Annotated in this window: 10 protein-coding genes; 4 read left to right on the forward strand and 6 right to left on the reverse strand. The window is 70.8% G+C overall.

Features of this window, described 5'->3' with window-relative positions:
* Positions 1 to 19 precede the first annotated feature (19 nt).
* The gene (locus G6N07_RS00375) at positions 20 to 1,258 is read left to right on the forward strand and encodes a glycosyltransferase family 4 protein (RefSeq protein ID WP_235849940.1); all 1,239 of its coding nucleotides are present in this window, start codon (positions 20 to 22) and stop codon (positions 1,256 to 1,258) included.
* Here G6N07_RS00375 and G6N07_RS00380 read toward each other — a convergent pair.
* Both G6N07_RS00380 and G6N07_RS00385 read right to left on the reverse strand, forming a co-directional pair.
* The gene (locus G6N07_RS00380; protein WP_179960010.1) at positions 1,251 to 2,912 is read right to left on the reverse strand and encodes an MmpA family trehalose lipid delivery protein; all 1,662 of its coding nucleotides are present in this window, start codon (positions 2,910 to 2,912) and stop codon (positions 1,251 to 1,253) included. The two genes, G6N07_RS00375 and G6N07_RS00380, sit on opposite strands and share 8 nt — an antisense overlap.
* The gene (locus G6N07_RS00385) at positions 2,909 to 4,111 is read right to left on the reverse strand and encodes a cell envelope lipid trafficking protein PgfA (RefSeq protein ID WP_085192697.1); all 1,203 of its coding nucleotides are present in this window, start codon (positions 4,109 to 4,111) and stop codon (positions 2,909 to 2,911) included. The genes G6N07_RS00380 and G6N07_RS00385 overlap by 4 nt, the downstream gene beginning before the upstream one ends.
* Before the next feature lie 127 nt (positions 4,112 to 4,238).
* On the opposite strand from G6N07_RS00385, the gene G6N07_RS00390 reads away from it, so the two are divergent.
* A complete protein-coding gene (locus G6N07_RS00390; RefSeq protein ID WP_085192698.1) occupies positions 4,239 to 5,435 on the forward strand; it encodes an acyltransferase family protein in 1,197 nt (398 codons plus the stop codon).
* 63 nt (positions 5,436 to 5,498) lie between these two features.
* On the opposite strand, the gene G6N07_RS00395 is transcribed toward G6N07_RS00390, so the two are convergent.
* A complete protein-coding gene (locus G6N07_RS00395; protein WP_085192699.1) occupies positions 5,499 to 6,476 on the reverse strand; it encodes a phosphotriesterase family protein in 978 nt (325 codons plus the stop codon).
* Between the two features lie 119 nt (positions 6,477 to 6,595).
* Here G6N07_RS00395 and G6N07_RS00400 point away from each other — a divergent pair, with 119 nt between their 5' ends.
* Entirely contained in the window at positions 6,596 to 8,197 is a 1,602-nt protein-coding gene (locus G6N07_RS00400; protein WP_085192700.1) for an MFS transporter, read from the forward strand.
* On the opposite strand, the gene G6N07_RS00405 is transcribed toward G6N07_RS00400, so the two are convergent.
* Together G6N07_RS00405 and G6N07_RS00410 are read right to left on the reverse strand one after the other, a co-directional pair.
* On the reverse strand, positions 8,172 to 12,341 hold the full coding sequence (locus G6N07_RS00405) for an alpha-(1->3)-arabinofuranosyltransferase (protein WP_085192701.1): 4,170 nt from the start codon (positions 12,339 to 12,341) through the stop codon (positions 8,172 to 8,174). The genes G6N07_RS00400 and G6N07_RS00405 overlap by 26 nt on opposite strands.
* Before the next feature lie 64 nt (positions 12,342 to 12,405).
* Entirely contained in the window at positions 12,406 to 12,579 is a 174-nt protein-coding gene (locus tag G6N07_RS00410) for a DUF2613 domain-containing protein (protein WP_085192702.1), read from the reverse strand.
* A gap of 201 nt (positions 12,580 to 12,780) precedes the next feature.
* Between G6N07_RS00410 and G6N07_RS00415 the strand changes: the two genes are divergently transcribed.
* Complete coding sequence (locus tag G6N07_RS00415) at positions 12,781 to 13,974, forward strand: glycoside hydrolase family 3 N-terminal domain-containing protein (RefSeq protein ID WP_165756784.1); 1,194 nt, start codon at positions 12,781 to 12,783, stop codon at positions 13,972 to 13,974.
* Positions 13,975 to 13,981: 7 nt separating this feature from the next.
* Here the strand turns inward: G6N07_RS00415 and G6N07_RS00420 are convergent, their stop codons facing one another.
* The gene (locus G6N07_RS00420) at positions 13,982 to 15,151 is read right to left on the reverse strand and encodes an amidohydrolase family protein (protein ID WP_085192704.1); all 1,170 of its coding nucleotides are present in this window, start codon (positions 15,149 to 15,151) and stop codon (positions 13,982 to 13,984) included.
* Positions 15,152 to 15,242 lie beyond the last annotated feature (91 nt).

Genomic DNA, 15,242 nt, shown 5'->3' on the forward strand with positions numbered 1-15,242 from the left:
CCCATTAGGCTGTCCGACGATGTGTCCCCGGCCGCCTGCGCCCCCGCTTCGTTCCGTCCTGCTCCTGTGCTGGCGGGACACCGGCCACCCACAGGGCGGCGGCAGTGAGATGTACCTCCAGCGCATCGGTGAGCAGCTGGCCGCCTCGGGTGTGCGGGTCACGCTGCGCACCGCCCGCTACGCCGCTGCCGCGCGGCATGAGGAGCTCGACGGTGTGCACGTCAGCCGTGGCGGCGGCAGGTACTCGGTGTATCCGTGCGCGCTGTTGGTGATGGCACTGGCTCGTATCGGCTTCGGCCCGCTGCGTGGAGTGCGCCCCGACGTGGTGGTCGACACCCAGAACGGGGTGCCGTTCCTGGCCAGGCTAATCTTCGGCAGCCGCGTGGCAGTGCTGGTGCACCACTGCCACCACGAGCAGTGGCCGGTCGCCGGCCCGGTGCTGAGTCGGCTGGGATGGTTCGTCGAATCGGTCGTGTCGCCCCGCGTGCACCGGCGGGCGCAGTATGTGACGGTGTCGCTGCCGTCCGCGCGCGACCTGACCGAACTCGGGGTCGACGGCGGGCGGATCGCCGTGGTGCGCAACGGGCTCGACGAGGCGCCGGCGTCGACGCTCACCGAGCCGCGTTCGGAGAGGCCGCGGATCGCGGTGCTGTCGCGGCTGGTACCGCACAAGCAGATCGAAGACGCGCTCGACGCGGTTGCGGCGCTGCGCCCGCATCTGCCGGATCTGCACCTCGACGTCCTCGGCGGCGGATGGTGGCAGCGCAAGCTCGTCGACCATGCCCGGCTGTCCGGGATCTCCGATGCGGTCACTTTCCACGGGCATGTCGACGACCTCACCAAACACCAGGTGCTCCAACGGAGTTGGGTGCACGTGTTGCCGTCCCGCAAGGAAGGTTGGGGGCTCGCAGTGACCGAGGCGGCACAGCACGCGGTACCCACCATCGGTTACCGGTCGTCGGGCGGGCTGACCGATTCGATCGTCGACGGTGTGACGGGTCTGCTGGTGGACGATCGCGATGAACTCGTCGAGGCGCTGAAGCAGCTGCTCGGCGATCGCGTGCTGCGCGAGCAGCTCGGCGCGAAGGCCCAGGCGCGCAGCGTCGAATTCTCCTGGCGGCAGAGCGCTGCGGCGATGCGCGGCGTCTTCGATGCGATGCGCAGCGGCCGGTACGTCAGCGGGGTCGTCGAGCTTTCGCCTCGCTCGGGTAACGCCACTGCGGTGATCCGGCCCGAGAACCTCCGCAGCGTTACGTAAGTCGCGCGTCCACCCTGTTCCGCGAGCGCACGCCGAGCACCCCTGCGGCCAACGATCCGAACAGCACGGCCAACCACGCGGCGTGCGCCCAGATCAGCAGGCCCCGGTCCGGCGATCCCGGCCGGTCGCCGCCGACCCGGTACACCGCGAGATCGTCATCGCGATACGCGACCGGCAGATCCAGCACCGAACCGCCGGATTCGACGACCACCCACCCCACCCCGGCATCGCTCAGCTCCGACACCGGCGCCCCCCGCGTGACCAGGGCCTGCAGCTCCCGCGCGCGCACTCCCTCGCCGGGCACCGTCGTCCCGCCGATCACCAGATCACCTGTGCTGAGGACGTCGGCGCGCACCCAGCGCGGCAGCGGATCGAGCACCGGCGCCTCACCTGCCCAGTCGAACTGACGCATGCTGTCCGGCGGCAGCACCGCCACCGGGCGAGGATCGGCGTTGACCACCGCCGCGGCGGCCGCCCATCCCGGGGGATACTGCACGGCCCGCATCTGCCCGCCCACTCCGAACGCCAGATCCGGAAGCACGGCGATCAATGCCGCGCAGCACACCGCGCCCAAAGCCACCGGAGGCACCCGCCGCACCGCCAGCACCGCACCCGCACCGGCGACGGCATAACCGGGCAGCGCCAGCGCCACCCACTTCTGCCCGTCCCGCAGCACACCCAATCCCGGCAGCGCCCTTACCGTGTGCTCGAGCGCCGCAAGCCCCGGCTCGGTGGCCATCACCGCGGGAAGGACCACAGCGGTAGCGGCCAGGATCAGCAGAGGGAGGGCAGCAGCCTGCCGCCGCACCACCGCAACCCCGGCCAGCACCACCACGAGCAGCACGGCCGTCGCCACGGCAGCGAAAAGTGTCGTGCGCGAGGCCGGCACCGCGTCGGCGTTCCAGATGCCGCCGAGCCCGGCCAGGCTGCCCAAGGTCCCGAGACCCGGCTCCGCCCGCGCCGCGAACTCCGGCAGCCCCGCCGCCGGCGATACGGCCAGCGAACCCGACACCGCCGCGGCGAGCAGCCATGGCAGGGCACACACCGCCGCCGCCCCGGCCGCCATTCCCAGCACAGGAACCCGACGGCGGCCCTCGCCCGGCACGCACACCGAAACCACCGCCACCAATGCGGCCAGCAGCAACCCGGTCGGGGTCAACCCGGCGAGGGCTGTCCAGAACGGCAGCGGCCACCAGCCGCCGGATCCGTCGCGCAGCCGCACCACCGCGGCCGCGACCCAGGGCAGGCAGCCGTATCCGACCAGCAGGCTCCAGTGACCCTGCAACAGGCGTTCGGCGACGTACGGATTCCACACCGCCACGGTGACCGCCACACACTGCCCGGCAACGCCTGCGTCCGGCACCACCGTCGCCGCCAATCGGGCCGCACCCCAGCCAGCCAGCCACAGACCCGTCACCAGCAGCGCCTTGACCGCCACACCGCCGTCGAGCACGTGTGAGGCCAGGGCCAGCGCGAAGTCCTGCGGCAGCGCGCGCGGCGCGGTCTCCGAGAGGCCCAGCGCCGCATCGGACAGATATGACCTCGGCGTCGACACCGCGTCGCGAAGGAGCAGATAACCAGGCGGCAGCAGCGGCGCGGTGACGATCAGCGACAGCGCCAGCGCGTAGACCGGCGGGAGACAGCGGGAGATCAGACCGGTCTGTCGGGCGGTAGATCGGTCGGTCGCTGGGCCGGCAGCTTCTCGGTCTTGGCTTCGGCGCCCGGCACCGGTTCACCGGCGTCGTCGCGCTGGAAGAATCCGTGGTCGGCCTCGTCGAGACCGGGATCGATCAGTGCCGACTCCGCGCGCAGGCTGAACGATCCGAGCAGGGCGCCGCCCACGAGCAACACCAGACCGACCGCGGTGAACGTGATCGGCAGGATGCGGCCCCACAGCGCGACGCGATCGCGTTCACTGCGGGCGCTGGCCACCTGCGACTCGACCGACTCCTCGTTCGTCGTGACCGTGTAGTCCGCGAACGTCACCTCTGGCCGGAGCGCGTCCCGGGCGTAGTAGTGGTACGCGTGCTCGTCCGACTTGACGATCGTGCCGGACACCGGGTCCACCCACAGGGTGCGCTCGGCGGCGTAGTAGCGCCCCATCGTGATCGGCTCTTCGGGGTCGCCCTCCACACCCCACAGGGCGGCGCGGGCGGTGACCTGCGCATCGGCGTCGTCTTCGTACAGCGAGGCATACTTCACCGGTTCGACGAGCTTGCCCTCGGAGTCGTAGCCGACGTTCTGGCTGAACTTGAAGGTGGTCAGCCCGTTGACGTCGTCTTCGCCGTCGTAGTTGGCGTCGTAGGCCTTCTGGGCGATCGGGTCGAACAGCGGGTAGGTCTTCTTCTCGGTGTCGAACGGGAACCGGTAGGTCAGTCCGTCGTGCGGAAGTGCGATGTTCGTCGGCGGCTGGTCGTCCTCGATGGCCCGCGGCTTCTGCACCGCGCCACCGGGGTTGCTCTCGCTCGACACCGCCATCGCCGACGACCGGTCCATGGTCACGGTGTCGACCATCGCGAGCAGCAGACCGTTGTCCTGCTGCTTGTCGGTGCGCCGTAGCGTACTGCCGACCTGCAGGGTGACCACGTCGGCGTTCGACGGTGACTCCACGGTGATCTGCTGCTGGAAGGCCACCGGGACGTCACGGTCGACGATGAAACGCTCTCCCAGCAGCGAGGCGGGATCGAACGCTGTGCCGGTTCCGTCGCTGACCAACGTGGTGTCGATGTCAAGGGGGACCTTCGAGATCTTGCCCTTGGTATAGGTGGACAGCAACAGTGCGGCGATGAGTAAGGCAGCGCCCAACCCCATGAGTCCGCACGCCGCGATCCGCAACGCCACTGCGCGGTTCAAACCGTGCCTCCTTCGGCTCGGGCCGGCAAAACCCGTCTGACCCTAACAGCAGACATTAAGGCGGGAACTTACTACGAGACCCTCGGTCCCGCCCTGACCTCCTTGCCGCGCTGGCACACTGGTCGCCGTGACGAGCAGCCAGCAGATCTGCGGGACGCGTTCGTTCCTGCCCGCAGTCGAAGGGATGCGCGCCTGCGCGGCCATCGGCGTCGTCGTCACCCACGTCGCGTTTCAGACCGGGCACACCAGCGGCGCCGACGGCCGATTCTTCGGCCGGTTCGACCTCGCCGTCGCGGTGTTCTTCGCGCTGTCGGGCTTCCTGCTGTGGCGCGGCCACGCCGCCGCGGCGCGCGGACTGCGGGCCACCCCGCCGACTGCTCACTACCTGCGCTCGCGCATCGTGCGGATCATGCCCGGCTACCTGGTCGCGGTGGTGATCATCCTGACGCTGTTCCCCGACACCGAACCGGACCTCACTGTGTGGCTGGCCAACCTCAGCCTCACGCAGATCTACGTCCCGCTCACCCTCAGCGCGGGGCTGACCCAGATGTGGAGCCTGTCGGTCGAGGTCAGTTTCTATCTGGTGCTGCCGCTGCTGGCGCTGCTGGCGCGACGAGTCACTGTCCGGGCGCGTATCCCGGTCATCGTCGCCGTCGCGGTGGCGAGCTTGTTCTGGGTCTACATTCCGTCGGATCCCGACTCCGGACACAACCTGTGGAACTGGCCGCCGGCCTTCTTCTCGTGGTTCGCCGCCGGCATGGTCCTCGCGGAGCTGGCCGTCAAGCCGGTCGGGTGGGCCCACCGGTTGGCGCGCCGGCGCGTGCTGACGGCGCTGATCGCGGTGGCTGCCTTCACGGTCGCCGCCTCGCCGTTGGCCGGCCGGGAAGGTCTGCAGCCGGGCACCATCGGCCAGGTCATCCTGAAGACGGCGATGGGCGCGGTGGTGGCCGGGGCACTGCTGGCGCCACTGGTGCTCGACCGGCCGGACACCGGGCACCGCATCCTGGGCAGCCGGGTGATGGTGGCGCTCGGCCGCTGGTCCTACGGGCTGTTCGTCTGGCATCTCGCCGCGCTGGCGATGGTCTTCCCCATGGTCGGGGAATTCGCGTTCAACGGGCAGATGCCGCTGGTGTTGGCGCTCACCCTGCTGTTCGGCTTCGCGCTCGCCGCGGTGAGCTACGCGCTGGTCGAAAGCCCGGCCCGCGAAGCATTGCGGCGCTGGGAGTTCCGCCGCGCCACTCGGGCGCACAAGGTCACTCGGGCGCATAAGGTGCCGCCGCTGGACAGTGCGGTCAGCGACTTGCCCGAGCCGATCACGCGATGACGTCGGCGCGCACGGCGGAGACCTGCGAACCGCGTTGCGGCCGCGGACATGCCGTCGACCAACTCAGTACCCGCCCGAGTGCTCGAAGACGCGCCGCGGATTGTCGACGAGCATGGTGGTGAGCTGTGCCTCGGTGACCCCGCGGGCACGTAGCGCCGGCAGTACGTCGTTGTGGATGTGCAGATAGTGCCAGTTCGGCATGACCGCGGGAACCGTCTCCTCCGGCAGCGCGTCGAAGTAGCAGGACGCGTCGTGGGACAGCACCATCTGATCGGCGTGGCCGCGCTCGCACAGCGCTGCCACGGTCGCGACCCGGTCCTCGAATCCGAGGAACGCGTCGACACCGAAGCGGTCCATGCCGATGTAGGAACCCGCGTCCATCAGCTCTGTGAGGTAGTCGACGTCGGTGGTGTCGCCGGAGTGCCCGATCACCACCCGCGACAGGTCGACGCCCTCCTCGGCGAAGATGCGCTGCTGTTCCAGCCCGCGGCGGGTGGCGGCGTGGGTGTGGGTGGAGATGGGCGCCCCGGTCTGGCGGTGGGCCTGCGCGACCGCACGCAGCACCCGCTCCACACCGGGGGTGACGCCGGGTTCGTCCGTGGCGCACTTGAGGATCGCGGCTTTCACGCCGGTGTCGGCGATACCCTGCTCGATGTCGCGGACGAACATGTCGACCATCACCTCGGGGCCTCCCAGCAGGGTGCCCGGCCCCGTGTAGTGGAAGAAGAACGGCACGTCGTTGTAGGTGTACAGACCGGTCGCCACGACGATGTTGAGGTCGGTGGCCGTCGCGATGCGGGCGATGCGGGGGATGTAGCGACCGAGCCCCACCACCGTGAGGTCGACGATCGTGTCGACCCCGCGTGACTTCAGTTCGTCGAGCCGGGCGATCGCATCCGCCTCGCGCTCGGCCTCGTCACCCCACGCCTCCGGATAGTTGAGCAGGATCTCCGTGGTCATGATGAACACGTGCTCATGCATGAGCGTGACACCGAGGTCGCCGGTATCGATGGCTCCCGCTGCGGTATTCAACTGTGGCACAAGCGCGATGCTAGTGCTGCGGTCGACGGGGTGTCGGCGTTTGACGGGATCGCCGAGATGCGGTTTCTTATCGGTCGCCGCGGTGGGTACCCGGTACCGACCTCAGGGAGGAACGCCACATGGCCACACCGCAACCGCCACCGGCGGTGTCCTCGTGGGCGCCGCTGAGGTCTCCGATCTACCGGGCGCTGTGGATCGCACAGTCCATCTCGAACCTCGGCACGTGGATGCAGACCGTGGGCGCGCAGTGGATGCTGGTCGGAGATCCCGGTGCCGCGGTGCTGGTCCCACTCGTGCAGACGGCGACGACCCTGCCCGTCATGCTGCTCGCGTTGCCGTCCGGGGTGATCGCCGATCTGGTCGACCGGCGCAGGTTGCTGATCGCCACCCAGGGCGCGATGGCATCCGGGGTGGCCACGCTGGCGCTGCTGAGCGGGTTCGGGCTCGCGACGCCCACGGTGCTGCTGCTCCTGCTGTTCGTGATCGGCTGCGGTCAGGCGCTGACGGCCCCCGCCTGGCAGGCCATTCAGCCCGAACTCGTCCCGCGCGAACAGATCCCGGCCGCGGCGGCGCTGACAAGCATGAGCATGAACGGTGCCAGGGCGATCGGCCCTGCGATCGCGGGCGTCCTGGTGTCGGCGTCGGGGCCCACGACGGTGTTCGCGCTCAACGCCGTCTCGTTCATCGGGATCGTGACGGTGCTGCTCGCGTGGCGGCGGCCGCCCACCGAATCGATGATGCCCGTCGAGCGACCATTGTCGGCGCTGAGCGCCGGCGGGCGGTTCATCCGCAGCTCACCGGTGATCCGGCGGATCCTGCTGCGGTCGGTGCTGTTCATCGCGCCGGCCAGCGCGCTGTGGGGTCTGCTGGCGGTGATCGCCGCGAATCAGCTGAACCTGTCGTCGTCGGGGTACGGGGTGTTGCTCGGCGCGCTGGGTGTCGGGGCGGTGGTCGGGGCGGTGGTGCTTTCCCGGCTGCAGAAGGCCTTCGGGTTCAACCAGCTGCTGGCCGTGGCGGCCGTCGGATTCGCCGTCGCGACGGCGGTGCTGGCCACGGTTCACGTACTCGCCGTGGTGCTGGGTGCGCTGGTGCTCGGCGGCGTGTCGTGGCTGTTGACGTTGTCGACGTGCAACGCGTCGATGCAGCTGAGTCTCCCTGCCTGGGTGCGCGCACGTGGACTGTCGGTCTACCAGCTGGTCTTCATGGGGGGGCAGGCCATCGGCTCGCTCGGGTGGGGGTTGGTGGCGGGCGCCACCAGCGTTGTGACCGCGTTGCTGATCAGCGCAGCGCTGCTGGTCGGATGCGCCGCCTCGGTGCTGTGGTGGCCGCTGCACGCAGGCACCGGGACCCTCGACGTCACGCCGTCGGCGCACTGGGGGGAACCGGCGCTACTCTTCGAACCCGACCCGCGGGACGGACCCGTCGTGGTGCTGCAGTCCTATCTGGTGGCGCCCGAGGACGAGGCCGGGTTTCTTGGCTTGATGAAACGTGTGCGGCGGTCGCGGCAGCGGACCGGGGCGATGCAGTGGGGGATCTTCCGCAGCGGTGAGTCCGCGGACACCTTCGTCGAGCTTTTCGTCGTGCGCAGCTGGGACGAACACCTGCGCCAGCATCTGGTCCGGCAGACCGGCCTGGACTACGCGCTCGAGCAGGAAATCTCGCGGTTCGTCCACGGCGAGTCGACGTTGCGGCACTTCATCGCCGTGAGGACCGAGCGCTGAACGGCACCGCGGAGGCGGCCAGCACCGCCACCGACATCAGGGTCAGCAGCTGCACGTGAGCCGAATGCCCGACGTAACCGTCCACCGAACGCCACGGATGCTGCGACAGTACGGCGCCGGCCAGGGTCAGCCCGCCGGCGGCGACGGCCAGGGTGAGCCGGTCGCGTAGCCGCGGCCGATCCCGTAGCAGGTGGCGCATGGCGAGCGCAGCGCCGACGACGACCATCCCGGCCCACCCGGAGATGGCCGCCCCCACTGTGAGGGCGCCCAGCGCGGCCAGCGCGGCGGGCACCCCCCAGGGCGGTGCGGGCTCGTCGTCCCGAGGACGCCGCACTGGTAGCCAGGCCAGCAGCGCGAGCACCGGAAGCAACGCGAGCCCGCCGATCAGTCCCACCCGGTATAGCGTGTTCGAGCCGAATGAGAGCGTGACGGTGCCCTCGGCGTCCGCGGGCACCACCCAGCCCTGCTGCCAGCCGTTGACGACGACCGGGGTCAGCACGTCACCGCTGGGGCCACGCGCCTGCCAGCCCGAGTTGACACTCTCCGGCACCACGAGCACACGGTTGCGTTGCGCAGTTTCGACGGTCACCTCCCGGCGGTTGGCGCTCCACGCGCCGGTGTCGGCGGGTGTGGTCGGCGCCGGGGTGATGGCGCGAGCCGTCGGGGCGGCCAGCTGCACCCCGTCGACGACGAAGGTGGCGCCGGGACTGACCAGGAGTTCCTGCTCACCGGCGGGTAGGTCGATCGGTCCGGGGCGGCAGGGGCGTGCCGGCACCGGGTCACCGTCGAGCAGCGCCTCGACGGTGGTGGTGACCGTGGTCGGCACGAATTGTCCGGCGACGCCGATGATCGGCCCGTCTCCGCACGGGACGTCGATGGTCCGGGTGTGGTTCTCGCCTGCGTCGGCGGCTCCGATGGGGTTGCCCCGCCGGTCCAGGGCGGTCACCTCTGCCAGGCCCGGCGGTTTGAGCTGGTCGAACCCCAGCGATGTGCGGTCGATGATGTCGTTCCAGTCGAGCAGGGAAACCGCGACGGTGGCGGTGCGGTGCGGTGCCAGCTCGATCGTCTCGGTGTCGCCGCCGCCGGAGAGCCGGCGCGCCTGCGGTCCGTTGCCGAGGTCCACGGCCACCATCCTCGGATGCGCGGGTGGCTCGGTGTTGCTGGGCGTGATCCGCAGGGCGGCGACCTCCGCCGGAGCCGGCAGCGTGAGCGTCAAGGTCGGCGGGGAGCGGTGCTGGACGACGCGCTGCGGTGCGGTCCACGCGGTTCGCGGATCACCGTCGCCCGCGGCGTAGGACGAGCCGAGTACGTCGGGGGCGTCGGCGTCGCCGGAGACCACGGTGGTGCCCGGTTCGCGGACCAGCTCGGCCAGCCGCGGACCCTGCCGAGCCCGGACCCACACTGTCGGCTGGACCGACGTCGGCTCGGGCACCGTCAGCGTCCGGCTCAGGTTCACCGGCTCCTCGGGTGAGACTGCCATGGCGGCCGCACACTTGACCCCGTCGGGACTGTCCACGCACCCCGGCCGGCCCAGCAGTTCGGAGCCCAGATCCCAGAGCCCGACCGCGGACCCGGCGGGTGGGCCGGGGACCTCCACGGTGTGCCGCAAGCGGATCGGGGTGGCGAACCCGTTGGCGTCGTACTGGGTCACCGACAGGTCGGTGATGCCGAACTGCACCCCGGCCGACCCGTCGTCGGTGCCGGTCGCGGTGATCCGCACCCACGGGGTCTCCCCGTAGGGCAGCGCGACGGTCAGCGGTTTGCCGGCCTCCTCGAAGCGCAGCGTACTGGTGCCGTTGACCGTCGCGACCTCGATCCGCCGCACTTGCGCGCCGACGGCGGTGGCGCTGGGTGTGACGGTGATCGTGGCGTTGGTGACCGGTTTGTCGAAGTCCACCTGCAGCCACTGTCCGAGCGCGGCCTGCAGCGCGTTGGACACCCAGCTCGTCGACGTGTCGGCGTCGATGGCGGCCGTCGGACCGGTTGCGGGGGCGACGTTGGGCAGCGCGGTCGAATCGGCCGCCGAACTCGACGCCGACAGCCGGCCGCCGATCCACCGGCCGTAGACAAGGTCGGCGCCCTCGGACGGATAGTCGGGCACCCGGTTGAAGGTGTTACGCGGATCGTCGGGGGTGCGGATCGCCGAGGAGTGGTCGTCGACGCGGCCGTAGTCGGTTTCGCGCGCCGTCGGGGTGTCGGTGACGGTCACCACCGGCGCGGCCAGCCCCGCGCGTTCGGCGTCCGAGGTGAGCAGCATCGGGCCCGCCGCCGGCTGGTCGAGCAGGCGGCGGCGTTCGTCGAGACGAAGCAACGCCTCGGGCCCGCCGTCGACCCGTGCCATCGCATCGGCGTCCACCAGATAGGGCGCCGACGGATTCTGATGCGGCTCGACGCGGTAGATCTCGACGGCGGGATAACGCGGCCGCAGTCCGCTGTCGGAGACGAAGCCATCGAGGGTGCCCGCGCCGACCGGGTCGCCGAACTGTGCGACCCGGGTCAGGCCGGCGGACCCGTCGATCGCGCGGTGCACCAGCACCGGCCGCGCCGAACGGGACGATTCGGGGTCCAGGTCGTTGCGCACCACCACGTATGAAATGCCTTGGCGGGCAAGGGTGTCGGCAAGTCCGGCGGAGGGCCGGCCCGCCGCGAAGAGGCGCTGCACCGAGTCGAGGGCGCGGATCGTCTCCGGCGGGGTCAGCGGGATCGAATCGCGCACCCCCCAAGGACTCTCACCGAGCACCTGCAGGGGTTCGTCGCGGCTGGTGCCCCACACCTGGGTGGCGAACGGCGCCCCGGGCGCGACCAGCACGCGACCGGCCGTCGGGTCACCGGTGTTGTTGGCGTCCAACCACTGCGCGGCCTCGTGCCAGTGGTCGGGGATGGCGGTGAACGCTCCCGGCGGGGTGAGGCGCCCCGTCCACGCCAGTGACGTGCCTGCGGTGAGCGCGGCGAGGACGACGATGCCCACCGCCACCCGTCGGTCCCGTTCGGGATGGGCGAACGCGCGCAGCCACACCGGCCGCGGTGCGCTGCCGGGCAGCGGGATTCGGGCCAGTAGGTGGATCACGCCCAGGGCCAGCGGCAACCGCAGCACCGGGTCGAGCTTCTGCAGGTTACGCAGCGGGGTGCCGGCGCCGTCGAGGAACGCCTGCACCGCCGTCGCGATCGGCGAGCCCAGCCCGCCCGCATAACCCGCCGCGAGCAGCGCGACCCCGACGAGCAGCATGGTGATCAACCGGCCGCGGGCCGGCATCGAGCCCAGCGCCAGCCCGGCCAGTCCCGCCGCGGCCACCAGCGTCGTCGCCAGCACGGCGAGGCTCCCGGTGACCAGCGTGGAACCGGCCGTCGCGCCGGGCGCCACGAACGGTGTCCAACTGCCGGTGCCGCGCAGCATCTCCGTCAGCGACATCCACTGCGTGGTGACGCCGGAGGATTCGATGAAGTCGAGGAACGGGGGGCTGATTCGTCCGAGCAGCAACAGCGGGATCACCCACCACAGCACCGCGAGCGCCGCACAGCCGAACCACCACGCAGTGAACCTCAGCCATAGCCGGTTGGGCCGGTGACACGCCCACCACAGCACCGCGGCCAGGCAGCCGGTCAGCGTGGCAGCCGCGTTGACCGCTCCCATCAACGCGATCGCGCCCGCCGACCGGGCCGCCAGGACGCGGGTCGACCCTTGGCCGCGCAGCCCGAGGATCACGGGCAGCAACACCCACGGCGCCAGCATCATCGGCAGCGTCTCCGACGACAGTGCGCCCAGCGTCGTCAGCACCCGAGGCGACAGCGTATAGGCGATGGCGCCGATGACGCGGGAAGAAGGGCTGCCGATGCCGAGCGCCTCGGCGACCCGCACCACACCCCAGAAGCCGACGGTCAGCAGCAGTGCCCACCACAGCCGCTGCGTCACCCAGCCCGGCACGCCGAGCAGGTCACCGGCGAGGAAGAAGGTGCCATGCGGGAACAGGTAGCCGTACGCCTGGTTCTGGGCCTGGCCGAACGGCAGGTCGCTGTTCCACAGGTTGGCCGCGCGCGCGAGGAACCGCAGTGGATTCGCGGTGAGGTCCAGTTTGGTGTCGGGGGAGATCTGTCCGGGCGACTGGGCGAAAGTCAGGACGATCGCCGCAACCGCGGCCACCCACATCCACCGCCGCGACAGCGGTTGCGCGGCGTGCGCGGCTACGGACGCGTCAGCCGCGACCCGGGTACTAACTTCTGTCGCCGTACTCGACCCTGTTGAGCACCGATGACGCCGGATCGCCCGCCTGCAGGGGAGGTTTGCTGTCCTCCTGCACCATCAACGTCACCCCGAACACGGCCGCCGCCCCGAGCAGCAGGCCCACGACGATGCTGGCCGCGGAGGGGACGATGAACCGATCCATGGCGCCAAAACTAGCATGCGGCCGCTCAGCGGCCGGGCGGCACGATTGAGCACGGACGGTGTCCGTGACGCAGCGCCCGCCCGGCGTAGTGCACGGTTCGGTGGCCGAGGCGTCGGCTTCGGCGGTCAGCACACCTCCCGTGGTGTCCCTCGACCCGACGGCATCGACCCGCGCGCGTCGGAGCCGTTAGTGTCAGGGCTCATGGCTTGGATCCGAGGACTATGTGCACTGGTCGCGACGTCGGGGATGCTGCTGGCATGCTCGTCGCCGAAGCAGCAGTCCGCGGCCGCACCGGCCGATCCGGCGGTGACCGCGGCACCGGTTTCGGCCGCCCCAGCGGTTCCGGCGAAGGCACCCGTGCCGCTGGCGCCCGGGGCCCCGGCGTGCAGTCAGGGCGCCGCGGTGATTTCGGAGATGTCGACCCGCGACAAGCTGGCCCAGCTGCTGATGGTGGGGGTCTCCGACGCCGCGGACGCCCGCGCGGTGGTCGACGACCATCACATCGGCGGCATCATGATCGGCAGCTGGACCGACCTGTCGATGATGGGTGCCCCGCTGGCCGACATCGCCGCCTCGGCGGGTCCGCTGCCGCTGGCCGTCAGCGTCGACGAGGAAGGCGGCGGTGTCTCCAGGCTGGCCTCGCTGATCGGCAGCCAGCCGTCGGCGCGTGCGCTGGCACAGAGCTCGACCCCAGAGCAGGTCTACGGCATCGCGCTCGAGCGGGGCCGCGCGATGCGCGGGCTCGGCGTCACGATCAACTTCGCGCCGGTGGTCGACGTCACCGGGGCCAGTGCCGCCATCGGTGACCGGTCCTTCGGCGACGACCCGGCGACGGTCACCGAATACGCCGGGGCGTACGCCCGCGGCCTGCGCGACGCCGGTGTGCTGCCGGTGCTCAAACACTTCCCGGGCCACGGCAATGCCTCCGGAGACTCGCACACCGAGGGTGTCCGCACCCCGCCGCTGTCCGAGCTGCAGACGTCGGACCTGGTGCCGTACCGCACGCTGACCGCGCAGCCGCCGGTCGGGGTGATGGTCGGGCACATGGAGGTGCCGGAGCTGACCGGCAGCGATCCCGCGAGCCTGAGCCCCGCCGCGTACCAGCTGCTGCGGTCGGGTGGCTATGGCGGCCCGGGCTTCAACGGCCCGGTGTTCACCGACGACATCTCCGGCATGAGGGCGATCACCGATCGCTACGGGGTGGCCGACGCGGCGCTGCGCGCCCTGCAGGCCGGCGCCGACACCGCGCTGTGGGTGACGACGGCCGAGGTGCCTGCGGTGCTCGACCGCTTGGAGCAGGCGCTCGGCGCCGGTGAGCTGACGATGCCGCGCGTCGACCAGTCCGTGCTGAGGGTCGCGGCGATGAAGGGCCCGAACCCGCGCTGCGGCGGCTGAGCGGGTCCTACAGCCCGTACACCCGTTCGGCGTTGCGTACACCGATCATGTCGACGATGCGGATCGCGTCGGCTTCGGTGCAGTCGCCACAGCGGACCCACTCGCCCAGCACCAGGCCCATCGCGCGCCGCCACAGCACCGAGCCGAGCAGGTGCAGTTCCGGCGGTCCGAACGCGTCCGACGAATACAGCTGCTTGGCGAACGGCGCGGTCTCGAGCGCCTCGGCGACCAGCGACGGCGACCGAGGGCCCAGGAAGTTGATCGCCAGCCCGACATCGAAGTTGACGTTGTCGAAGGCCTGCGCGAGGTAGCCGGCCTGCCGCTGAAACGGATAGCAGTGCAGCAGTAGAACGGGCACGGGAGCCATCGCCCGCAGCAGCGGCAGCAACAGCAGCGGATCGGTGCGGTGCAGGTCCAAGTCGCGGTCGCCGAAGCCGACATGGATCTGAAGGGGCAACCCACGCGCGGTCGCCTCGTGCACCCCGAACGCGATCAGCACCGGATCGTCGACGCGTGCGGGCCGCTGGCCCTGCCGGGCCGCGGACTGGACCACAGCGGTGTCGGCCGGTCGCGACCAGTCGACGTCGAAGCCGGTGCGATAGGCCGCGATGGTCTTCACGCCGACGGTGTGGGGGTCCGCCACGGCGTCGTCGAGTGCTGCCCGCAACGCCTCCGGATAGTCCTTCGGCGACGCGCCGGCCTCGATCAGGTCCTCGGTCAGGCGTTCCAGCCGCAGGATCGACGACGACGCGACACCGCTGAGCGACGTCATCTCCTCCGGTGTGGTGATCCGGTCGCCCAGGAATCCGGTGTCGACGACCCAGCGCGCCACACCGGCCGCACGCAGGAAGCGTTCGGAGAGGTCGGCTGGCCGCAGTTCAGCGCGCCGTAACCAGTATTCGTCGGCGCTCGCCAGTGGCTGCAGGCCCAGCACCGGAGCGCACCAGCGGCGGACGGCCAGCCCGAGCGGCGAGTCGAACTGTGACATGAACGCCGGGACAGGGTCGGTGGACCCCTCGTTGAGCGCAGCTTCGAAGCCGGCCCGGTCGATCCCGACGGTGAACGCACCGTGGACGTGGTGGTCGATCAGATCGACGTCGTGCAGATGCCGGGCCAAGGCGTCGGGTACCTCCGGCCGCAGGCCGGCGAACACGTCCGTGCGTCCCCCTACCGCCATCGCATGTGCCCCCTCCGGCCTCGGCTTCTCAGGCGATTGTGCAGCAGCGGCCGCGTCCTGACTCGGCTCCGGCGCGCACGATTGCTTATCC

The sequence above is a fragment of the Mycolicibacterium doricum genome (genome assembly GCF_010728155.1).
Lineage (GTDB): Bacteria > Actinomycetota > Actinomycetes > Mycobacteriales > Mycobacteriaceae > Mycobacterium > Mycobacterium doricum.

Excerpts from the sequence above, each read along its gene's own strand:
- G6N07_RS00410 (WP_085192702.1), bottom strand. The coding sequence starts at position 12,579 with ATGGATCGGTTCATCGTCCCCTCCGCGGCCAGCATCGTCGTGGGCCTG.
- G6N07_RS00420 (WP_085192704.1), bottom strand. The coding sequence starts at position 15,151 with ATGGCGGTAGGGGGACGCACGGACGTGTTCGCCGGCCTGCGGCCGGAG.
- G6N07_RS00400 (WP_085192700.1), top strand. The coding sequence starts at position 6,596 with ATGGCCACACCGCAACCGCCACCGGCGGTGTCCTCGTGGGCGCCGCTG.
- G6N07_RS00415 (WP_165756784.1), top strand. The coding sequence starts at position 12,781 with ATGGCTTGGATCCGAGGACTATGTGCACTGGTCGCGACGTCGGGGATG.
- G6N07_RS00375 (WP_235849940.1), top strand. The coding sequence starts at position 20 with ATGTGTCCCCGGCCGCCTGCGCCCCCGCTTCGTTCCGTCCTGCTCCTG.
- G6N07_RS00405 (WP_085192701.1), bottom strand. The coding sequence starts at position 12,341 with ATGTGGGTGGCCGCGGTTGCGGCGATCGTCCTGACTTTCGCCCAGTCG.